Here is a 21,495-nt window from a genome sequence, read left to right on the forward strand (position 1 = left end):
TCGTATAGGATTCAAACCTATAACCTTCTGATCCGTAGTCAGATGCTCTATTCAGTTGAGCTAACGAGCCAAATGTTGCGTGCGAAAACAGGGTTTGTTTTTCGTTTGCGACTGCAAAAGTAGGCATTCACGGCGGAACTGCCAAGTTTTTCTGCTTTTTTCTTGCATTTTGCGCACAAGAAAGCGGAAAACGGAGGTTCATCCACCTTTTTTCACCTCGTCCCAATAGGTGCGGGTTTTGGTTTCTGCGGCGTTGTCGCAGGGATGGTAGAGTTGCGTGTGAAGAAGTTCGTCCGGCATGTATTGCTGTTCCGTGAAATGGTTGGGATAGTCGTGCGGATAGAGATAGCCGTCGTGATAGCCCAGTTCTTTCATCAGTTGGGTCGGTGCGTTTCGGAGGTGGAGCGGCACGGGGAGATTGCCGGTTTTCCGAACCAGCGCAAGTGCGGCGTCCACGCCGAGATAAGCCGAGTTGCTTTTGGGAGAGTTGGCAAGATAGACCGTTGCCTGGGCAAGCGGGATGCGCCCTTCCGGCATGCCGATGTTTCGCACTGCCTCAAAAGCCGCGTTGGCAAGCAGCAGAGCGTTGGGATTTGCCAAGCCGATGTCCTCGGCTGCGGAAATCACCAGGCGGCGGGCAATGAAGCATGGGTCTTCTCCTCCTTCAATCATGCGGGCAAGCCAATAGAGCGCGGCGTCGGGAGAACTGCCGCGAATGCTCTTGATGAAGGCAGAGATGATGTCATAGTGCATCTCACCGTCTTTGTCATAAGCCATGGGAGAGAGTTGCATCTGTCGGCGCACCCCTTCGTTGTCAATGATGATGGGAGAAGAGGTGGCGGACTCCACCATCATCTCCAAAATGCCGAGAAGTTTGCGCGCATCGCCTCCACTGAAACGCAAAAGTGCTTCGTGCTCACGGATTTCTATCTTCTTTTCCTTCAAAACAAGGTCTTCGGTCAGCGCGCGGTGGCAGAGTGCGAGCAAATCTTCTTTGCCCAAAGCGTGGAGCGTGAAGACTTGGCAGCGTGAGAGAAGCGGACGAATGACTTCAAACGATGGGTTCTCGGTGGTGGCTCCGATGAGGGTGATGACGCCGGTCTCCACGGCGGCGAGCAGCGAATCCTGCTGCGACTTGGAGAAGCGGTGGATTTCATCGATGAAAAGAATCGGCGTCCCGGTTTGAAAGAGCGGCTGACTCTTGGCGCGCTCAATGACTTCACGCACGTCCTTCACTCCGCTGTGAACGGCAGAGAGGGTGAAGAAGGGGAGGTTGCTGATGTGGGCAATGATTTTGGCGAGCGTGGTCTTCCCCACCCCCGGCGGTCCCCAAAGGATGAAGGAGGAGATGCGTCCCCCGTCAAGCATGCGACGCAGGATGCCGCCCTCGCCGACAAGGTGTTTTTGTCCGATGTAGTCGTCCAAAGTGATGGGACGAAGTCTTTCTGCTAATGGTTTCATGGAAATGGCGCCGAGGGCGCGGTCAAAAAGGGATCATAAAAAGGAGAAAGCATCCGAGGTGATTCTCAAAGCCCGTAGCGTTCGAGGAAGTCGGCTTCGGAGAGGATTTCAATGCCGAGTTTTTCCGCCTTGACGCGTTTGGAAGGTCCCATGCCTTCTCCCGCCAGGATGAAGGAAGTCTGGGAGGAGATGCTCGACTGATTCTTTCCGCCGCAGCGTTCAATGAGTGCTTTGTATTCCTCGCGAGAGTGTTTCTCAAACGTGCCGCTGATGACGATGCGCAGTCCCGCCAGCACTTGTGGCGCACCGGATTCCGCGCCTTTTTCTTCCTGCTGCATTTGGAGTCCCGCGGCAGTGAGACGCTCCACAAGTTTGCGGTTGTGCTCATCGCGGAAATAGTTCACAACGCTCTTCCCAATGACCGGACCGATGCCCGGAATGGCTTGCAGTTCTTCCTCTCCGGCTTTGCAAAGCGCATCCATGGACTTGAAATGTTCCGCCAGTGTCTTCGCTGCCACTTTTCCCACGAAGCGGATGCCCAAGGCAAAGACCACTTTGTGGAAGGGCTTCTGCTTGCTCTCCTCAATGCCGCGCAACATGTTCATCGCTGAACGCTCGCGACTTCCGTCGGCACCGCAAAGGTCTGAGATTCTGAGGTCAAAGAGGTCTGCAATGTCACGGATGCGCCCGGAGTCGTAGAGCACATCAATCGTTTTCGGACCAATGGAGTTGATGCCCATGGCGTCGCGGCTCACGAAATGCTCAATCTTCCCTTTCATTTGCGGAGCACAGCCATACTCTGCCGGGCAATAGGTCCCCGCCTCTCCTTCATAGCGTGTCAGCGGTGTGTGGCAAACGGGACAGACGGTGGCGAAGCGAACCTTCTCGCCAATTTCCTCCGGCGCTGCCGCACGGTGCTCCAAATCCACGCCCACAATCTGCGGAATGATTTCTCCCGCCTTTTCCACAAAGACGAAATCACCAATGTGAAGGTCCAGTTTCTCAATCATGTCCTCATTGTGGAGCGAGGCACGCTTCACGATGGTGCCAGCCAGCAGCACGGGGTCCATGTTCGCCACGGGGGTCACGACTCCGGTGCGACCGACCTGGTAGGTCACGGCGCGAAGAAGCGTGCGAGCACGGTCTGCCTTGTATTTATAGGCAATTGCCCAGCGCGGTGATTTGGAAGTCATTCCCAAGGCTTGGCGGAAGGCGAGGTTGTCCACCTTCAGCACGACGCCGTCAGTGGCAACGGGCAGGTCGCGCCGTGCTGTGTCCCAACGGGTTATATATTCCTGCACCTCTTCGGCACTGTGCACCACCTCTATGTGTTCAGAGACTTTGAATCCCCATTTCTTTGCCAGCAAGAGTTGCTCGTGATGGGTTGCCACGTCAATCTCGTCGCAAATCAGTTGATAGAAATAGGCATCCAACTTTCGGCGTTCCACGACTGCAGAAGATTTGCTTTTCAGTGTGCCGGAGGCTGCGTTGCGAGGATTGGCGAAGGGCGGTTCGCCGGCAATCTCTCGTTCCTCGTTCAAAGCGTGGAAACTGCTCCAGGGCATCAAGACCTCACCTCGAATTTCAAAATGTTCGGGACAACCGGCATCGGCGGGAATGGCGAGCGGGACAGATTTAATGACTCTGACATTGTTGGTCACGTCGTCCCCCTGCGTGCCGTCGCCACGAGTCACGGCGCGAACGAGATTGCCATGCTCATAGACCAAAGAAATGCTCAATCCGTCAAACTTCAACTCACAGCAAATGTCCACGTCTTTTCTTCCAAGCCCCTCTTCGACACGACCACAGAAGGCGGTGACCTCTTCGGGAGAATAGGTGTTGCCGAGTGAGAGCATCGGTACGGCGTGAACCACGGTTTGGAACTCGTTGGTGTTGAGGTCGCTTCCGACACGCTGCGTGGGTGAGTTCGGATCCGCCATTTCCGGGTGGGCTGCTTCGAGCGCCTCAAGTTCGTGCATCAGAGCGTCAAACTCAAAGTCCGAAATCAACGACGTGCTATCGACGTAGTAAGCGCGGTTGTAGCGATGAAGCAGTTCGCGAAGTTGAAGGATTCTTTCTTTTTCTGTCATATAATAATAATGTATATCGGAGTATGGGGGCGTGCCGGGCAGCGCGCAAAAACTCATGCAATATTCGCAAAAAACGCAGAAAACGCAAAACAGAAAGGCGCAAAATGCCCGAAATCACCGCGAGAAAAGAAGAGAATGGCGTTCACGATGCACTTATTTATTTCTTTATTGTACTTTTGCACATCATATCTTTGCGTCATCACTTTTCTCTGCGCACTTCTTTTCCGCGCTTTGCAGTTGGTGGCGCGGCGACATTCAAACCTTAAGTTCGACACTCTAAAACCGTTTCGCGAACAATGCCCAAAATATCCACACGTGCCTGCATCATGCCGGAGTCACCCATCAGAAAGTTGGCTCCGCTCGCTACGGCAGCCAAAGAGAGAGGAATCCACGTCTATCATTTGAACATCGGTCAGCCGGACCTCCCAACACCGCAAGCAGGACTGGACATCCTCCAACACCTCGACAGGAAAGTATTGGAGTACAGTCCCAGCCAGGGGTTCAGAAGTTATCGTGAGAAACTCACGCACTACTATGAAAAATATGACATCCACCTTGACGCGGACGACATCATCATCACTTCCGGCGGTTCGGAAGCCGTGCTCTTTGCCTTCATGTCCTGTTTGAATCCCGGCGATGAAATCATTGTGCCTGAGCCTGCCTACGCCAACTACATGGCGTTTGCCATCTCTGCCGGTGCCCGCATCCGAACCATCGCCACCACCATCGAAGAGGGATTCTCTCTCCCCAAAGTTGAACAGTTTGAGGCGCTCATCAACGAAAACACACGCGCCATCCTCATCTGTAACCCCAATAACCCCACGGGCTATCTCTACACACGCCGCGAAATGAACCAAATTCGCGACCTTGTGAAGAAATATGACCTCTATCTCTTCTCCGACGAGGTCTATCGCGAGTTCATCTACACGGGCTCACCCTATATTTCCGCCTGCCACCTTGAAGGCATCGACCAAAACGTTGTCCTGATTGACTCGGTCTCCAAGCGCTACAGTGAATGCGGCATTCGCATCGGTGCGCTCATCACCAAGAATGCGGAAGTTCGCAAAGCAGTCATGAAGTTCTGTCAGGCGCGCCTCAGTCCCCCACTCTTGGGACAACTCGTGGCAGAGGCTTCTCTTGATGAAGGAGAAGAGTATGCTCGGGAGGTTTATGACGAATATGTCGAACGACGCAAGTGTCTCATCGACGGGCTGAACCGCATCCCCGGCGTCTATTCCCCGATTCCCATGGGCGCATTCTACACCGTGGCAAAACTGCCCGTGGACGATGCAGAGAAATTCTGCGCCTGGTGTCTGAACGAGTTTAACTATGAGGGCGAAACCGTCATGATGGCTCCCGCCGCCGGTTTCTACACCACCCCCGGCGCCGGACAAAATCAGGTGCGCATCGCCTACGTCTTGAAGCAAGAAGACCTGCGCCGAGCCCTCATCGTGCTCCAAAAAGCACTTGAAGCGTATCCCGGCAACACGTTGTCTGCCTCCTAATCTCCTCCCCGACTCTTTCTCTCGTGTTTTCCTTTTTCATTGCTCGTCGCTTCTACAGTTCTTCCTCGTCCCAAAAGGGGAAGGCATCCATGCCCGCCGTACACATCGCCACGGCAGGTGTGGCTGTCGGGCTTGCCGTCATGATTCTCTCGGTCTGCCTCGTGAAAGGATTCCAAGGAGAAGTGGCGGCAAAACTCGCAGGCTTTGCCTCTCACATCGAAGTGCTTGACCTCAACAGTCAGACCGATGCCGACAACCATCCCATCACTGCCGATGCCGCGCTCATGGACGTGGTGAAGAAAACCACCCAAGCCGAAACCGTGCAGCGTGTCTCGGTCAAGATTGGGGTGATGAAAACCCACGACGACTTCTCGGGCATCATGCTGAAAGGAATTGGAAAGGAATATGACAAAAAATTCATTCGCTCCTGCATGGTGGAAGGAAAGTTTCCGGACTTCGGAAGCAACGCTGATGCCATCAACCAAATCGTGCTCTCACGCCAAATCGCTGAGATGCTACACTTGAAGGTGGGCGACAAAGTCTATGTCTATTTCTTCACGAACACCATCAAGCAAAGACGATTTGAGATTGCGGGAATCTATGAGACACACCTGCAACAGTTTGATAAAAACTTCGTTTGGACTGACCTCCAAACCATCAACCAACTCAACGACTGGGGAGAAGAACAGTGCAGCCTCCTTGAAGTCAAATTGCAGAATTTTGACGATTTGGAAGAACGCACCGCAAAACTCGGCGATGCGGTGACTGCCTACAAAAACTCACACCAAATCACCAATCTTTCCGTCATGTCCATCCGCGACAATCCGCGAACAAGACCGGTCTTGTCGTGGCTGGAACTGCTGGACTTGAACGTGATGGTGATTCTCGTCATCATGCTCTGCGTGGCAGGGGTCACGATGATCAGCGGTCTGCTCATTCTCATTTTGGAACGCACCACCACGATTGGCGTGCTGAAAGCACTCGGCGCGTCAAACCGCCGCATCCGCCGCATCTTCCTTGTCTATGCCGGGCACATCCTTGTCCGAGGCATGGTCATTGGCAACGTGTTTGCCTTCCTGCTGGCACTGCTGCAAAGTCAGTTCCATCTGGTGCGTCTTGACCCGGCAACCTACTATGTGGATGCCGTGCCACTTGCCTACGACCCCGCGTGGCTCATCGGCATCAACCTTGCCACCCTGCTCATCACGCTTCTCACCCTTGTCCTTCCCGCTTTCATCGTGTCAGTCGTGCAACCTGCCAAAACCATTCGCTTTGATTGAGAAAGGGCAAAGAAGGAAGGACAATGAAGAAAGGGCAATGAAGGAAGGGAAAAGAGAAGAAAAGGGGTAAAAGGAAAAAACTTTTTTACTATGAATCTATCAGACTTACAGAGCGGTCAAAGAGGTGTCATCGTCAAGGTGGCGGGGCACGGCGGCATTCGCAAACGACTCATTGAAATGGGATTCGTGCGTGGCAAAACCGTAAGAGTCGTGCGCGGTGCTCCGCTGCGCGACCCCGTGGAATATGAAATTATGGGCTACCGACTCTCCCTCCGACGCTCCGAAGCACGTCTCGTGGAAATCATCTCCGAGGAAGAGGTGAAAAAAGAACGCGAGATGCTCTCACCGCTCGACACAGGACTCCCCTCCCCCGCTGAAAACGACAGCCCGGAAAACGATGAAGAAACTTCTCCCGAACTTGAAGGGAAAATGCGAAAACTTGCCGCAGACCGACGTCGCACCATCACCATCGCACTGGTGGGAAATCCAAACTGTGGAAAAACGTCCATCTTCAACCGACTGAGTGGAGGACACGAACACGTCGGAAACTACAGCGGCGTCACCGTTGAGGCAAAAGAAGGAACCTTTGAAAGAGAAGTGAGGGTGCGTCCCGCCGAATCCACGGTTCGTGCGAAATCCGGCTGCTTCGACTCCACTCACTCTTGCAGTCACTGCACCTCGCCCTGCCTCCTCTCCGCCGTCAAAGAAAAAGCGGAAACAAGACGCTATCGGTTTCGCATCATTGACCTGCCCGGAACTTATTCTCTTTCAGCCTACTCTCCCGAGGAACTCTATGTCCGGAAATATCTCATCGAAGAACTTCCCGACGTCATCGTCAATGTGCTGGATGCCTCCAATCTGGAACGTAATCTCTACCTGACAACGCAGTTGATTGACATGAACCTTCCCATGGTCGTGTCGCTCAACATCTACGATGAACTCCTTTCCCGCGGTGACAAACTGGACCATCGCCAACTCTCGCGTTTGTTGGGTGTGCCCCTTGTGCCGACCATCAGCCGCACGGGAGAAGGAATCGACGACTTGCTGGAAGCCATCGTGGCAGTCTATGAGCACACCGCCGACGAATCTCTGGCTCGCCACATCCACATCAACCACTCCGGCTGTCTGGAGCAGAGCATCGACCGCATCAAACATCTCTTCCAAGAGAACAAAGCCCTGCGCGACAAGTTTTCCACCCGTTTCCTCGCCATCAAGTTCTTGGAAGGCGACCCCGATGTGCAAAACGTCGTGGAGTCGCTCCCCAACCACGATGCTCTCGTCGCCGCACGTTTTGACGAAACACGACGCATCAAAGAGGAACTGCGCGACACACCCGAAAATGCACTTTGTGATGCCAAATATGGTTTCATCAACGGTGCACTCCTTGAAACCTATCGCCCTCACGACAAAATGGAGCACCACTCCGCGACGGAACGCATTGACCGAATCGTCACACACCGTTTCTTGGGCTATCCTCTCTTCTTCCTCCTCCTTGCCCTGGTCTTCTCCGCCACCTTCTGGCTCGGAGCCTATCCCATGGAATGGATTGACCAAGCCGTCGGGGTGATGGCTGATTTTGTTTCTTATGTCATGCCCGCCGGAATGTGGCGAGACCTCGTGTCGGACGGCATCATCGGCGGTGTCGGAAGCGTCATTGTCTTCCTTCCCAACATTCTGATTCTCTACACTTTCATTTCTATTTTAGAAGATTCGGGCTACATGGCTCGAGCAGCCTTCATCATGGACAGTCTCATGCACCGCATCGGACTGCACGGAAAGTCTTTCATCCCAATGGTCATGGGCTTTGGATGTAATGTGCCCGCTGTCATGGCTACGCGCACCATTGAGAGTCCGAAGAGCCGCCTCGTCACCATGCTCATCATTCCGTTCATGTCCTGCTCGGCGCGCATTCCGGTCTTTGTCATTCTCATCAGTGCTTTCTTCCCGCGCCACCAAGGACTCATGATGTTTTCGCTCTATGTCGGCGGCATCCTCGTGGCAATTCTCATGTCAAAACTGCTCAACCGTTTCTTGGGCGACAAGGGAGACTATCCTTTTGTGATGGAACTACCGCCCTATCGTTTCCCGGCTTGGCGCACCGTCCTTCGCCACACATGGGAAAAGGGACGGCAGTATCTTCAAAAAATGGGGGGCATCATCCTCATCAGTTCTGTCTGCATTTGGGCACTCTGCTATTTTCCCCGTCCCTCCACTGAAGCCGAAGTGGTCGTGCCGACTGCCGAGAGTGAATCAACGGAAAACATCAAAGTTGCCACACCCTCAAACCATGCACACGAAGTCAGCGTTGCCGACGCTCCGACGCAGCCGGCTGTCACACAGCCCGTGAGTTATTTGGAACGCATCGGCTCCACCATTGCCCCCGTGTTCCGACCGCTGGGTTTTGACTGGCAGATGACGGTCGGCATCCTCGCCGGCGTTGGTGCCAAGGAGTTGGTGGTCAGCACACTGTCTGTGATGTATGCTAAAGATGCACCTACGGTTGAGGCTGACGAAACGGTAGTCGCGAATGACGAAGCGGCGGAAGATGAGGAAATGCGTCTCTCCGGGTTGCTCCGCGGCAAAGCCACGTCGGCAGCAGCGTTGGCATATTTGGTCTTCATCCTCTGCTATTTCCCCTGCATCGCCACCCTCATTGCCATCAAGAACGAAAGTGGAAGTTGGAAGTGGGCAGCACTTGCCGCCACCTATACCACCCTCACTGCCTATGTCCTTGCTTGGCTGGTTCACACCGTCATCGGACCGCTGTTGTGAGTTCATCCTAAAACTTGAAAGGCTGTTCTTTGAGAAAACCGGGCAGAGCCTCGGTGCTCAAAGAACAGCCTTTCCGGCTATTTTGTTTTTCGTTGATGGCAGTCTCAAAAGACTATCTGCCATCAAGTCCCTCATTCCAAATCTGCCATGCGACCTCAGCCTGACCATGAAGCATGGCTAATCCGCCGAGCGTTTTGGCACCGCGTGACGCTCCCTCCTGAAGGAAGCGCGTGATGAGCGGATTATAGACCAAATCGTAGAGGAAGTGACCTTTGCCGATGCCCTCCCAAGGCAGTGGAGGACAACCTTCCACGTGCGGATGCATGCCGAGCGGGGTGCAGTTCACGAGCAGGTGGTGAGCATCCAAAACTTCGGGGGTGAGTTCCTCGTAGGTCAGTCCGCCTTCTTTCTTTTGACGACTGACGAAAAGGAAGGGAATGCTGAGGCGTCGGAGCGAATAGGCAATGGCACGCGATGCACCCCCCGTGCCAAGAATGAGGGCACTGATGCCGGAAAAGTCTTCGGGCAGCAGTGTCAGCAAACTCTGCGTGAACCCAATCCAATCGGAATTGTGACCGTGGAGTTCATAGCCTCCCTCGGGACGCGGCACAGTTTTGACCACATTGACGGCACCGATTTCCCGCGCTTCGGGTGAGAGTGTCGCGAGGTGAGGAATAATCGCCTGTTTGTGAGGAATGGTGACGTTGAATCCCTTCAGATTTTCAATGGAGAGGATGTGGTCGAGTGCTTCGGGCACTTCGGCAAAATCAAAGTTACGATAGACGGCATCCAGTTCGAGTTTCGCAAATTTTTCCGTGAAATAGGAGGCAGAAAAACTGTGGCCGAGGGGATGACCAAGGAGTCCGAATGTTTGTGTCATAAAGAATGTGTCAAAGCGAAAGAACTATTTTGCACGCGTGGTGGTGAGACCATGTATGCTCCATATATATTTATATATCCCCCTACTCTTCCGAGAAATCTTTGAGTACTTGTCGGTAGGCAGCGAGGAGTCGGGTGCGGGAGACGAAGCCGACGAAGGTTCCTTCGGGAGTGAGCACTGGCAGTGTGCCCGTGGAAGTGTGGGAAAAACGCTCCATGACAGCAGTCATGCTGTCGTCGGTGCGGAGAACGATGGAGGGACGAGTCATGAGTTGGTCGGCACGGTACATTCTGTAGAGTTCGCTGCGGAAAATGAGTTTACGAATTCCGTTGAGATTGATGATGCCGAGCAGTCCTCCCTTGATATCGACGACGGCAAAGTGCAGCGCTTTCTCGGTGGAAACGGACTGCACGATTTGTCCGAGATACATGTCCGGGCGGAGCAGCGGACGTTCTTTGTCGATGATGGCATCGAGTGACATGAGCGTAAGCACGGAGCGGTCTTTGTGGTGAGTGAGTAACTCGCCGCGGCGTGCGAGACGCATGGCATAGATGCTGTGGGGTTCAAAGGTGTGGATGGTGATGTAGGAACAAACGCTGACAATCATCAAGGGGATGAACAGGTCATAGCCTCCGGTGAGTTCGGCAATGAGGAAGACGCCGGTCATGGGGGCGTGGAAGACACCGCTCATGACTCCCGCCATGCCGAGGAGGGCATAGTTCGTGGAGGGCACGGTGATGCCGAACGGCGTTTGGATGTTCCAAAGCGCGGAAAAGACATATCCCGCAATGCAACCCAGGAAAAGACTCGGTGCGAACGTACCACCGCAACCGCCGCCGCCATTTGTGGCAGTCGTGGCGAAGACTTTGACAAGAATGATGAGCACGAGATAGGTGACGAGGCTCGTTTCGTGACCGTAGAAGAAGGAGTTATTCATGACTTCCGAGGCGTGAGCGTCGCCGGAAAGCAGGAGTGAGATGGTGCCATAGCCTTCGCCATAGAGCGGCGGGAAGAAATAAATCAGTACTGCCAAAACCATACCGCCGAGCGCGAGTCGAGCCGCGGGATGACGAAGTTTGCCGAAGACCTGTTCAAAGGAGTTCATGACACGCGTGAAGTAGAGCGAAACAAGTCCGCAGGTGACACCGAGCAACAGAGCGGTGGGCACTCGGCGCACAATGAACGGGTCGGTGAGTTCAAAGGAGAACATCGGTGACGTTCCGGCGAGCGTGTAGGTGATGCAGGTGGCGGTGAGGCAACTGACGAGAAGCGGGAGCAGTGAAGCCATGGTGAGATCAACCATGAGCACTTCCAGCGTGAACATGAGCCCGGCGATGGGGGCTTTGAAGATGCCGGCGATGGCTCCCGATGCGCCGCAGCCGATGAGAAGCATCATCGTTTTGTGGTCCACTCGGAACTGCCTTCCAAGCAGGCTTCCGATGGCAGAGCCGGTGAGCACAATGGGTGACTCCGCTCCGACCGAACCACCAAAACCAATGGTGAGCGAGGACGCAATGACACTCGACCAACAGTTGTGGGAACGAATGTCGCCTTGTCGGCGGGAGAGCGCATAAAGAATCTTCGTGACGCCGTGACTGATGTCATCGCGCACGATGAACTTGACAAACATGACGCAGAGGAAAATGCCGACCACGGGATAGACAAGGTAGAGGCGGTTGGCGCTGGTGACGTCAAAGTGTGACGTGAGCAAAAGCGCGATTTCTTCAATCAGCGTCTTCAAAACCCAGGCAGCAATGGCGGAACCGATGCCGACCAAGAGGGCAAGCGTGAAGATGAGTTGCTTGGGAGTGAGATGACGCGAGGCAAAAACGGAAATTTCTCGAATGAATCGAGGTGAGGAACCGTGATGAGACATATTGGGCGTTTCAGTGTTTCGAAGTTCAAAAGTTTTCAGAGTCCTAAAGTTCTCGAAGTTCAAAAGTTTTCAGAGTACTAAAGTTCTCGGAGTTTAAAAGTTCTGAGAGTCCTAAAGTTCTCGGAGTTTAAAAGTTTTAGGAGAACTAAAGTTTAAAACTTTCAGTGTTTCAGGTTTTTTGTTAGTCGCACCGCGTTGATTTCAACGAATGATTTTCACCTCTCCGGTCGGTCCGATTTTGATGATGTGGGACGGAGTTTGGCGAGGTGCTTCGTCGCGGCGCGAGAGGCAAACATAGTCCACGGCTTGGAGAATCTCGGGAGAAATTTCGGAGAAGCAACGCGGAGCCGGCTCGCCCGCAATGTTGGCGGAAGTGGAGACAATGGCGCGTTTCATTCGCATACACAATTGACGACTGAACGCTTCACGTGTCACGCGCAGCGCCACACTGCCGTCGGAGGCAATTACGCCCGAAGCCAGATTGCGCGCTCCGTCAAGCACCAGCGTCAAAGGCTCGTCGGAACATTCCCAAAGTTGCCATGCCACGTCGGGCACGGAACGCACGTAGAACTCCACTTTAACTTCGGAATCCACCAGGGAAATCACGGACTTCGCCTCGGCGCGACGTTTAATTTCAAACACGCGTCGCACGGCATCTTCGTTGCAGGCGTCACAGCCAATGCCCCAAATCGTGTCTGTCGGATAGAGAATGACACCGCCGGACTGCATGACGCGCACCGCCTCGCGGATGTCATCGCGAAAAACCGATTCACTCTGCGGTTTCGGGGCGGCGTTTTTTTCTTCTGAATGCTTCATCGTGAAGAGTTTTCCTAAATAAACGAGAAAGAGAGATTTTAAATTATTTGCAAATTTACAATAATCCCTTCATTCTTTGCTTTCCGCCGGCTTTCATTCTCGTCTTTTTAGCGTAACTTCGCAGCACATTTGCAAAAACCTACCTTTCATCCATCTTTCTCCTCCTTTTTTCATGACCTATCGGCAGGAACAAATCAAACCCTACGTGAGCGGTGAAACAAAAACCGCAGAAGTGGAACGAATGTTCAACGGCATCGCTCCTTCCTACGACCTCCTGAATCATCTTCTTTCCTTTGGCATTGACCGACGCTGGCGACGCGAAGCCATCGCGGGACTGAAGCGTTTTCAGCCGAAACACCTGCTGGACATTGCCACGGGAACCGGAGACTTTGCCTTGCTCGCAGCCAAAATGCTGCAACCTGAAAGCATCGTGGGGGCAGACCTCTCGGAGGAAATGATGAAAGTGGCTGCCCAAAAGGCGGAAAAAGAAGGACTGGCGGAGGTGCTACACTTTGAACGACAGGACTGCATGTCACTCACCTTCCCCGACAAAAGTTTTGATGCTCTCACCGTCGCCTACGGTCTTCGAAACTATGAAGACCTCGACCGAGGACTGAAAGAGATGCGCCGCGTGCTGCGTCCCGGAGGCAGACTCGTGGCGTTGGAACTGACGACGCCACCGCGTTTCCCCATGAAACAACTCTTTGCCATCTACTCCCGATTCCTCATGCCGCTCCTCGGCAGACTCATCTCCGGCGATGGAAAAGCCTACGCCTACCTCCCCGCCACCATGGAGGCGTTCCCGCAAGCCGAGGAAATGACGAAGGTGCTTGAAAAGGCTGGCTTCTCGGATGTGGCGTTCCGACGCTTCACCTTCGGACTCTGCACGCTCTACACCGCGCAAGCCTGAGAAACAAAGAAGAAAGATTCCATACACATTATAATATATATAAGGAATGCAGAAAGAAGACTTACGAATCATTTATATGGGAACGCCGGATTTTGCCGTCGCTCCGCTGAAAGCCCTCGTGGAAGGAGGCTACCGCGTCGTGGCTGTCATCACCATGCCCGACAAACCCGTCGGACGTCATCAATCCGTGCTCACTGCCTCCCCCGTGAAACAGTTTGCCGTGGCAAACAACCTGCCCGTGCTCCAGCCGACCAGTCTGAAAGACCCCGGTTTCTTGGAAGAATTGGCAACCTATGAGGCAGACCTGCAAATCGTGGTGGCGTTCCGCATGCTGCCACAGGTGGTTTGGGACATGCCCCGCCTCGGCACGTTCAACCTTCACGCCTCGCTCCTGCCGAACTATCGTGGCGCAGCGCCCATCAACTGGGCAATCATCCGCGGCGAGACGGTGACGGGACTGACCACGTTCTTCTTGGACAAAGACATAGACACCGGTGCTGTCATTCGTCGCGAGGAAGTGGAAATCCTGCCCACCGACAACGCCGGAAGTCTCCACGACAAACTCATGGTGAAAGGAGCGACTCTTGTCTGCCAAACCGTGGACGACATTCTCGCCGACCGCGCCGAGCGTGTGCCGCAGGCGGAACTGACCGACAGCCCGATGAATCCCGCGCCCAAACTCTTCAAAGAAAACTGCGTCATTCGCTGGGAGGACACAACGAAGAACGTGAACAACTTTGTCAGAGGGCTTTCCCCCTACCCTGCTGCTCGCACGACGCTTGTCCACGGCGAGGGTCGGTTGGAGATGAAGGTCTATGAAGCAGAAATCCTGCCCGCCTCCTCCATGGTCGCTCCGCTCCCTGCCCCCGGTACCGTGGAGACGGACGGAAAGACTTTCCTTCACGTTGCCACGTCGGATGGAATGGTGGCACTTCACCGTCTGCAACCTGCGGGCAAACGTCCCATGTCTGTCGCCGACTTCCTTCGCGGTTTCCACCACGCGGGCGGCAGTCACTTTGAAGGAATTTAGAGGTGTTCTATAAATTACGGGATAAGGGACGTTCAAAAAAGTGCTTATTTTTGGAACGTTCAAAAGAAAGTTCTTACGTTTTGGTCGGTTTCTTTGCGCACCTTTTTGTAGGTTTCATCAGTCACGTAGTTCGCTATGCTCCTTTCTCCACAGACAAAAGTTCATCTCTAAGAAATCCGGCTAAACCTAATTTATAGAGCGCCTTTATTCACTTTTCTCTTCTCTCCGAAATGAAAACTTTTTTCTTAGTTCTCTTTGCTTTTCTCTTCGCTTTTCCCGCTCAGGCAGTTCCTTTGGATTCGCTTTTTGTCAAAGCGCCGCGCGAAGTGTTACCGTTGCTGGGCGTGACGGAGCGTTTGGACCTTCTTGACCTCTATGGCCACGGCATGAGCGCCAAGGCGGAAAACTCGCTCGGCGGACAGTCTGAACTTTTGGAGAAAACGGAGAATCGTCTGAAACTGAAGACGAGCGAGGCAGGAACGTGGGAGATGCGTCTTTTTCGTCTTGAAGCAGATTCGCTGATTTTGGTCATCCATTCGGTCAAAGCGATTGGCGTGCAGTCCGAGGTGAGTGCCTATCGCACAAACTGGACCCCCGCCTTTGTTCTACTCCCTTCTCCCTCGTTGGGACGCCTCATTGACATGGCTTCCTCTTCCATTTCCCCGCTTCGCAAGCAAGAACTTCTCTCCGTTCTTCGCGAACAACCCGTCCGTGTGGAATTCACCGGCGAAAAGCAGGATTTGTTGACCTATGCCATTGACCTCTCGGGCGTTTCTCTCAACGACCGCGAGGACGCAGCCGGCGTCACCCGCTCCGCCACCTACGAACTCCTTCCCAACGGCAGTTTCGTGAGGAGAGAGCCGTGAGAACATACAGAGAAATAAAGCAGTGGCGCGAACGCAAGGATTTGTGTTCGCGCCACTGCTTTATTTGTGAAATGTGTTTTCTTTGAGAAATTGCTTTCTTTGAAAAACTGCTTTTTGGAAACTTCTTTCTTTGAAAAACTGCTTTTATGAAAAAAGCGAGTATGGTTCCACGCTGTCAGCGGTCTTTCATGCGGACATACTCGCAGGGTTCTGCCACGCAGCGATAAGCGGGACGGATGATGCGGCGTCCGGCGAAGCCCAGTTCCTCATTGCGGTGGGCACACCAGCCCACGATGCGGGACATGGCGAAGAGAGGTGTGTAGATTTCTTCGGGAAGTCCGATGAGGTCATAAACGAAGCCGGAATAGAAATCCACGTTCGCGCAGAGTTTTTTGCTTTCGCCTTTGACGTCATAGACCGCCTGAACGGCAAGACGTTCCACTCGTTCCATGAATTCAAACTCTTCGGTGCGCCCTTTCTCGAGTGCAAGTTTGCGAGCCATCTCTTTGAGGAGCACGGCACGCGGATCGGAGAGCGTATAGACAGCGTGACCGATGCCATAGATGAGTCCCGTGCCGTCGTAGGCTTCTTTCCTCACGATTTTGTAGAGATAATGGCTGATTTCAGCGTCGTCGTCCCAGTGACGTATTTGCTGTTTGAGATGTTCCATCATGTGGTGCACGCGAATGTTGGCTCCTCCGTGTTTTGGTCCTTTGAGGGAGCCAATGCCGGCGGCAATGGAGGAATAGGTGTCGGTGCAGGTGGAGGAAGTGACTCGAACGGTGAACGTGGAGTTGTTACCGCCGCCGTGTTCTGCCTGAAGGATGAGCAAGAGGTCAAGTGTGCGGGCATCGAGCGGCGTGTAGGTGTTGCCGCGCAACATGTAGAGGAAGTTTTCGGCGAGGGAGTAGCCCGGCTGCGGGTGTCGGATGTGGAGCGACTTGCCGAGTGTTTTGTGGCGCAGCATGTTGTAGGCGTAGGCAATGATGGTCGGGAACTTTGACACCAGTTCGATGCTCTGCCGCATGAGGTTGTCTCGGGAGATGTCGTCGGGCGTGGGGTCATAGGTGTATAACTCCAGGACGCTTCTTGCCAAAATGTTCATGATGTCGGAACCCTCGAGTTCAATGATGTTCAAAGTGGTTTTCGGCATGAGCGGCATACCATCGACGAGGATGCTTCGGAACTGCTCGAGTTCTTCGGCGTCGGGGAGGCGACCGGAAAGGAGGAGGAATGCCACTTCTTCATAGCCAAAACGCTGCTCTTCGAGAAGCGCGCTGACAATGTCAGAGATTTCGTAGCCTCGGAAGTAGAGTTTTCCTTCAATGGGTGCCAGTCCGGTCGAAGTGCGCTCATAGCCGACAACGTTACCGATGTTGGTCAGTCCGACCAAGACGCCGGTGCCGTCGTCGTTGCGCAAGCCTCGTTTGACGTCAAGTTTTCTGAAAAGTTCTGCATCAATCTTGACACAGCCTTTCAGGTTGTCCGAAAGTTTATAAATCAGATAGTCTTTTTTCTCAGTCATGTCTGAAATGGTGTCTTTGGGAAAAAGAATCGTTGGAGAAATGTTTGTGTTTGAAGGCAAGTTGCCTTGTCGTCAGAGCAGGCTGGCGATGAGTGCATCGGCAAACTCTTTTGTGCCGAGGGGCTTACCGTTTTCCATGAATTTTGCCAGGTCGGCAGTGGCGTAGCCTTCTTCAAAGCAGCGTTCCATTGCCTGCGTGACGGCATCGGCGGCTTCGTTCCAGCCCAGGTGTTGGAGCATCATGACGGCAGAGAGGAGGATGGAACACGGGTTCGCTTTGTTCTCGCCGGCAATGTCGGGTGCTGTGCCGTGGGTTGCCTCGAAGATGGCTCTTCCGGCTTCGTAGTTGATGTTGGCTCCCGGCGCGATTCCGATGCCTCCGACCTGTGCGGCGAGCATGTCAGAAACATAGTCGCCATTGAGGTTGAGCGTGGCGATGACGTCGTAGGCTTCGGGTTTCAAGAGTGCGTTTTGGAGGAAGGCATCTGCGATGCAGTCATCCATGCGCACCTTTCCGGCGAAAGCATCTTCGCCCACCTCGTAGCCCCATTTCTTGAAGCCTCCTTCGGTGAATTTCATGATGTTGCCTTTGTGAACGAGCGTCACGTGTGGCATGTTCTGCGCCACGGCATAGCGGCACGCAGCACTGACGAGACGTTTCGTGCCCTCTTCCGACACGGGTTTCACGCCGAAAGCGGAGGAGTTCGGGAAGCGCACTTTTGTCACGTGCATTTCTTGTTTCAAGAAGTCAAAGAAGCGACGTGCTTCCTCGCTTCCGGCTTCCCACTCGATGCCGGCATAGATGTCTTCCGTGTTTTCGCGGAAAACCACCATGTTCACGCGTTCCGGATGTTTCACCGGCGAGTCAATGCCTTTGAACCAGCGGATGGGGCGCAGGCAGACGTAGAGGTCAAGTCCTTGTCGCAACGCCACGTTCAGCGAGCGGATGCCGCCGCCGACGGGAGTCATGAGCGGACCTTTGATGCCGACGTGATAGTCTGCAAAAGCCTTGACTGTGTCTTCGGGAAGATAGGTTCCGAACTTCTCAAACGCCCGTCCTCCGGCGAAGACTTCAAGCCAGTGAATGCTGCGTTGACCGCCATAGGTCTTGCTGACGGCGGCGTCGATGACTTTCATCATGGCGGGAGTGATTTCCGCGCCGATGCCGTCGCCGGTGATGAAGGGAACATCAACGGTGTCGGGCACGTGAAGAACAGATTCGGAGGTGAGAGTGATTTTTGACATCGTGAGAAAGATTTTGGTTTCTGAAATAGTTTAGTGGTCTGCGGAAATGTGTCGCGGGGATTTGATTTATTATAATAGGTGTGGCGATGCACAAGAAACTACGTAAAGCGGCACGTTGGCTGTTCGTTTCAGTTGCATGCCAGTGCGCTTCCGGCTTTGAACCATGCGATTTGCTGTTCGTTGTAGGTGTGGGCTGCTTCGAGCGTCACGTCTTCTTTTCCGGGACGTTGAACGATGACTTCGACCGTTTTGCCGGGTTGGAGGGAGGAAGCCTTCACGGTAATCAGACTGTCCTCGGTGATGAGGTCATAGTCCGCAGGATTGGCGAAAGTGAGTGCGAGCACCCCTTGCTTCTTGAGGTTCGTTTCGTGGATGCGGGCAAAACTCTTGGCGAGCACGACTTTCACGCCGAGGAAGCGCGGTTCCATGGCGGCGTGTTCGCGGCTCGAGCCTTCGCCATAGTTCTCCTCTGCGACAATGACGCTGCCGCCCAGTTCATCGCGACATGCTGCTGCCACTTTCCAAATCTCCTCGGGTGAGCCGGTGACAGGATTCCGGGTCATGCCTGCTTCCAGTCCGAAGGCGTTCACGGCGCCGGAAAGGAGGTTGCGGGAGATGTTCTCCAAATGTCCGCGGAAGCGAAGCCACTTGCCGGCGGGAGAAATGTGGTCTGTGGTGCATTTTCCGGAGACCTTGATGAGCAACGGCAGACGCTCGAAGTCTTTGCCGTTCCAAGGTTGGAAGGGACGCAGACGTTGAAGGCGTTCGCTGTCGGGGGAGATGACGACTTCAACGGAGGCGTCGGGCTGGGTTTCAATGGCGGGACGCAAAGCCTGCACCGAGGCTGCGGAAGAGGCATAGCCGTCGGCAGGAAGGGCGAGACCGGAAGGTTCTGCCCCACTCCATTCGGGGGAGAAGGAGGGATGTTCACACAGCGTGCCACTGAAAGCGAAACCAACGGCGGTCTCGGGCGAAGCCACAAAAGCGAAGGTGTTGGGGTTGCCGTCGGCGCGGCGCGCAAAGTTGCGATTGAAACTCGTCACAATGCTGTTCCGACGAAGCGGGTCGTCAGTCTCGCGGTCCCACTGTCCGATGCAGGGTCCGCAGGCGTTGGTCATGATGATTGCACCTGCCTCTTCAAAAATCTGAATCAGACCGTCGCGTTCGGCAGTTGCCCTGACGAGTTCGGAGCCGGGATTGATGAAAAGTTTTGCTTTCAGCGAGTGACCGGCATTGCGCAGCGCCTTCACGACGGAGGCGGCACGTGCCAAGTCTTGGTAGGAGGAGTTGGTGCAAGAGCCAATCAGACATGCCTCCACCACGGGGGGTATGTCATTCTTGGAAACCTTCTCTGCCATTTCGCTGACCGGCGTGGCGGCATCGGGTGTGAACGGTCCGTTGAGGTGGGGAGTGAGACTGCTCAGGTCAATTTCAATCACTTCGTCAAAGAAGTCTGCCGGTGATGCCGCAACTTCGGCATCGGCACAAAGGTCTTCGCGAACGGCAGAAGCACAGTCGGCGACTTCGGCGCGCTCGGTGGCGCGAAGATAGTCTGCCATCATGTCGTCAAAGGGGAAGAGCGAAGTCGTGGCACCCACTTCTGCGCCCATGTTGCAAATCGTGGCTTTTCCCGTGGCAGAGAGCGTGGCTGCGCCTTCGCCGAAATATTCGATGATGGCATTGGTGCCGCCCTTCGTCGTCAGTTTTCCGGCGAGGTGCAGAATGACATCTTTCGCTGAGGTCCAGCCGGAGAGTTGTCCCGTCAAACGAACGCCAATCAGTTTCGGGATTTTCAGTTCCCACGGTGCACCCACCATGACGTCCACGGCGTCCGCGCCGCCGACACCGATAGCCGCCATGCCCAGACCGCCCGCATTGGGCGTGTGGGAGTCTGTGCCGACCATCATGCCGCCGGGGAAAGCATAGTTTTCCAAAACGACTTGGTGGATGATGCCTGCCCCCGCACCCCAGAAGCCCATGCCATAGCGGCGTGCGGCGGAAGCGAGGAAGTCATAGACCTCACGGTTCGTTTCCTTTGCCTCGGGCAAATCAAAAGCGGCGCCGCGACGGGCACGAATGAGGTGGTCGCAGTGAATCGTGGTCGGCACGGCGGTGGCGCTGCGTCCGGAGTTCATGAACTGCAGCACTGCCATCTGTGCCGTGGCGTCTTGCATGCAGACACGGTTGGGATGAAAGAGTCCATAGGATGCGCCGCGGCGGAAACCGTCGGCGGTGGCAGGCACTGCAAGGTGAGCACCGAGGATTTTTTCAGCGTAGGTCAAGGGGCGCCCCATGACGGAGCGGAACCGGCTGACTTTTTCGCGGTATGTTTCATAGAAGGTTTTTACCATCTCTTTGTCGTAAATCGCCATAGGAAGTAACTGTTTTTTTGTAAGGTTTAGAAGTCTATCAGCCGTCACCCTCAACGAGTGACTTTGCATGTTGACCGTGTGTCACGAAACAGCGGAGACGTCTTTCACATCGTCAAATAAATGTCTTTCGGAGCACATTTGTCAATTATCGGGGGCAAATATACAACAAAAAAGCGCTTTGAAGGCAATTTTTGCATACAGAATGACGTTTCGCGCCTCTTTTATGCGACAAAATGCGATTATTCGCCGGCTTTTCCGTCCAAACGGACAGAAAAATGCGCTTCAAAGCGTCTGCAACGCGGTCAAAGCGGATGCTCTTTGAAAACTACTGAAACGAAGCACTGCGGAATCCACATCGCCGCTGTGTAGGGTTTGATGTGACTTCGCTTCGACTCTACTCTATACATAAATAAAAGGGCCGCAAAAAAACTATACAAACTATACACAAACCCTACATTCAACCCTACATCTCACTGATTCTCCGTCAGTTGCGAAATGTTTAGTTTATGGCGCAAACTATACACAAACTATACATTGAACCCTACATTGAGAGTCAAAGAGACAAAGAGTCAAAGAGACAAAGAGACAAAGAGACTAAGGGCGAAAGACGAAAGGACCGCCTTTTGAAACATTAATGTTCATGAATTATTCACGAATTGACCATGAATTGATTTTTTGAACACGAATTGTTCACGAATTGAACAGAATTAATGGGACAATTAATGGGCATTAATGGAGAACCTCATGTCGAAGTTTGAAAAGCCCTTCCCTTTAGGGAGGGGTTGGGGTAGGCTTCCAAAAATCCAACAATTTTGAGCCATTTTTCAGCGATTCGACATTAACATTTTTAACTTTCGGGAACACTTT

General features: G+C 53.8%; 15 protein-coding genes. 7 read left to right on the forward strand and 8 right to left on the reverse strand.

From position 1 onward, the window contains the following. Positions 1-198 precede the first annotated feature (198 nt). Both I6E40_RS08265 and ligA read right to left on the reverse strand, forming a co-directional pair. Positions 199-1,461: a replication-associated recombination protein A gene (locus I6E40_RS08265; RefSeq protein ID WP_235386570.1), complete on the reverse strand. Its 1,263-nt coding sequence runs from the start codon at positions 1,459-1,461 to the stop codon at positions 199-201. Between the two features lie 65 nt (positions 1,462-1,526). Then, entirely contained in the window at positions 1,527-3,551 is a 2,025-nt protein-coding gene (gene ligA, locus I6E40_RS08270) for an NAD-dependent DNA ligase LigA (protein WP_235386571.1), read from the reverse strand. A 104-nt stretch (positions 3,552-3,655) separates the two neighbouring features. Between ligA and I6E40_RS08275 the strand changes: the two genes are divergently transcribed. The 4 genes from I6E40_RS08275 (at position 3,656) to feoB (ending at position 9,108) form a co-directional block, all read left to right on the forward strand. Further along, entirely contained in the window at positions 3,656-3,817 is a 162-nt protein-coding gene (locus I6E40_RS08275; RefSeq protein WP_235386572.1) for a hypothetical protein, read from the forward strand. Between the two features lie 30 nt (positions 3,818-3,847). After that, the gene (locus I6E40_RS08280) at positions 3,848-5,056 is read left to right on the forward strand and encodes a pyridoxal phosphate-dependent aminotransferase (protein WP_235386573.1); all 1,209 of its coding nucleotides are present in this window, start codon (positions 3,848-3,850) and stop codon (positions 5,054-5,056) included. 23 nt (positions 5,057-5,079) lie between these two features. Continuing rightward, positions 5,080-6,336 carry an ABC transporter permease gene (locus I6E40_RS08285; RefSeq protein ID WP_235386574.1) on the forward strand — a complete coding sequence of 419 codons (1,257 nt, stop codon included), beginning with the start codon at positions 5,080-5,082 and terminating at the stop codon, positions 6,334-6,336. Between the two features lie 90 nt (positions 6,337-6,426). Continuing rightward, the gene (feoB, locus tag I6E40_RS08290) at positions 6,427-9,108 is read left to right on the forward strand and encodes a ferrous iron transport protein B (protein WP_235386575.1); all 2,682 of its coding nucleotides are present in this window, start codon (positions 6,427-6,429) and stop codon (positions 9,106-9,108) included. Positions 9,109-9,220: 112 nt separating this feature from the next. Here feoB and I6E40_RS08295 read toward each other — a convergent pair whose 3' ends face one another. The 3 genes from I6E40_RS08295 to I6E40_RS08305 form a co-directional block, all read right to left on the reverse strand. Beyond that, positions 9,221-9,988 (reverse strand): shikimate dehydrogenase family protein, encoded by a 768-nt coding sequence (locus I6E40_RS08295; protein WP_235386576.1) that lies wholly within the window; start codon positions 9,986-9,988, stop codon positions 9,221-9,223. Between the two features lie 82 nt (positions 9,989-10,070). Continuing rightward, the gene (locus tag I6E40_RS08300) at positions 10,071-11,864 is read right to left on the reverse strand and encodes a chloride channel protein (RefSeq protein WP_235386577.1); all 1,794 of its coding nucleotides are present in this window, start codon (positions 11,862-11,864) and stop codon (positions 10,071-10,073) included. Positions 11,865-12,065: 201 nt separating this feature from the next. Next, the gene (locus tag I6E40_RS08305; protein WP_235386578.1) at positions 12,066-12,680 is read right to left on the reverse strand and encodes an L-threonylcarbamoyladenylate synthase; all 615 of its coding nucleotides are present in this window, start codon (positions 12,678-12,680) and stop codon (positions 12,066-12,068) included. Positions 12,681-12,852: 172 nt separating this feature from the next. Here I6E40_RS08305 and ubiE point away from each other — a divergent pair, with 172 nt between their 5' ends. From ubiE to I6E40_RS08320, 3 genes are all read left to right on the forward strand, one after another. Next, complete coding sequence (ubiE, locus tag I6E40_RS08310) at positions 12,853-13,590, forward strand: bifunctional demethylmenaquinone methyltransferase/2-methoxy-6-polyprenyl-1,4-benzoquinol methylase UbiE (RefSeq protein WP_235386579.1); 738 nt, start codon at positions 12,853-12,855, stop codon at positions 13,588-13,590. 46 nt (positions 13,591-13,636) lie between these two features. After that, positions 13,637-14,620 carry a methionyl-tRNA formyltransferase gene (gene fmt / locus I6E40_RS08315; RefSeq protein WP_235386580.1) on the forward strand — a complete coding sequence of 328 codons (984 nt, stop codon included), beginning with the start codon at positions 13,637-13,639 and terminating at the stop codon, positions 14,618-14,620. Positions 14,621-14,850: 230 nt separating this feature from the next. Further along, entirely contained in the window at positions 14,851-15,486 is a 636-nt protein-coding gene (locus I6E40_RS08320) for a DUF3256 family protein (protein ID WP_235386581.1), read from the forward strand. Between the two features lie 175 nt (positions 15,487-15,661). Here I6E40_RS08320 and I6E40_RS08325 read toward each other — a convergent pair whose 3' ends face one another. The 3 genes from I6E40_RS08325 to I6E40_RS08335 all read right to left on the reverse strand — a co-directional run bounded on the left by I6E40_RS08325 (position 15,662) and on the right by I6E40_RS08335 (position 20,628). Further along, complete coding sequence (locus I6E40_RS08325; protein ID WP_235386582.1) at positions 15,662-17,011, reverse strand: citrate/2-methylcitrate synthase; 1,350 nt, start codon at positions 17,009-17,011, stop codon at positions 15,662-15,664. 72 nt (positions 17,012-17,083) lie between these two features. Beyond that, on the reverse strand, positions 17,084-18,268 hold the full coding sequence (locus I6E40_RS08330) for an NADP-dependent isocitrate dehydrogenase (RefSeq protein WP_317207407.1): 1,185 nt from the start codon (positions 18,266-18,268) through the stop codon (positions 17,084-17,086). A gap of 116 nt (positions 18,269-18,384) precedes the next feature. Further along, positions 18,385-20,628, reverse strand: coding sequence for an aconitate hydratase (locus I6E40_RS08335; protein ID WP_235386584.1), 2,244 nt, complete (start codon positions 20,626-20,628; stop codon positions 18,385-18,387). Positions 20,629-21,495: the final 867 nt, after the last annotated feature.

This window comes from Prevotellamassilia timonensis, from assembly GCF_021531665.1.
Classification (GTDB): domain Bacteria; phylum Bacteroidota; class Bacteroidia; order Bacteroidales; family Bacteroidaceae; genus Alloprevotella.

Coding starts and splice junctions, on each gene's coding strand:
- fmt (WP_235386580.1), top strand. CDS start 13,637: ATGCAGAAAGAAGACTTACGAATCATTTATATGGGAACGCCGGATTTT.
- I6E40_RS08325 (WP_235386582.1), bottom strand. CDS start 17,011: ATGACTGAGAAAAAAGACTATCTGATTTATAAACTTTCGGACAACCTG.
- ligA (WP_235386571.1), bottom strand. CDS start 3,551: ATGACAGAAAAAGAAAGAATCCTTCAACTTCGCGAACTGCTTCATCGC.
- I6E40_RS08275 (WP_235386572.1), top strand. CDS start 3,656: ATGCCCGAAATCACCGCGAGAAAAGAAGAGAATGGCGTTCACGATGCA.
- I6E40_RS08320 (WP_235386581.1), top strand. CDS start 14,851: ATGAAAACTTTTTTCTTAGTTCTCTTTGCTTTTCTCTTCGCTTTTCCC.
- I6E40_RS08280 (WP_235386573.1), top strand. CDS start 3,848: ATGCCCAAAATATCCACACGTGCCTGCATCATGCCGGAGTCACCCATC.
- ubiE (WP_235386579.1), top strand. CDS start 12,853: ATGACCTATCGGCAGGAACAAATCAAACCCTACGTGAGCGGTGAAACA.
- I6E40_RS08300 (WP_235386577.1), bottom strand. CDS start 11,864: ATGTCTCATCACGGTTCCTCACCTCGATTCATTCGAGAAATTTCCGTT.
- I6E40_RS08265 (WP_235386570.1), bottom strand. CDS start 1,461: ATGAAACCATTAGCAGAAAGACTTCGTCCCATCACTTTGGACGACTAC.
- I6E40_RS08295 (WP_235386576.1), bottom strand. CDS start 9,988: ATGACACAAACATTCGGACTCCTTGGTCATCCCCTCGGCCACAGTTTT.
- I6E40_RS08305 (WP_235386578.1), bottom strand. CDS start 12,680: ATGAAGCATTCAGAAGAAAAAAACGCCGCCCCGAAACCGCAGAGTGAA.
- feoB (WP_235386575.1), top strand. CDS start 6,427: ATGAATCTATCAGACTTACAGAGCGGTCAAAGAGGTGTCATCGTCAAG.
- I6E40_RS08335 (WP_235386584.1), bottom strand. CDS start 20,628: ATGGCGATTTACGACAAAGAGATGGTAAAAACCTTCTATGAAACATAC.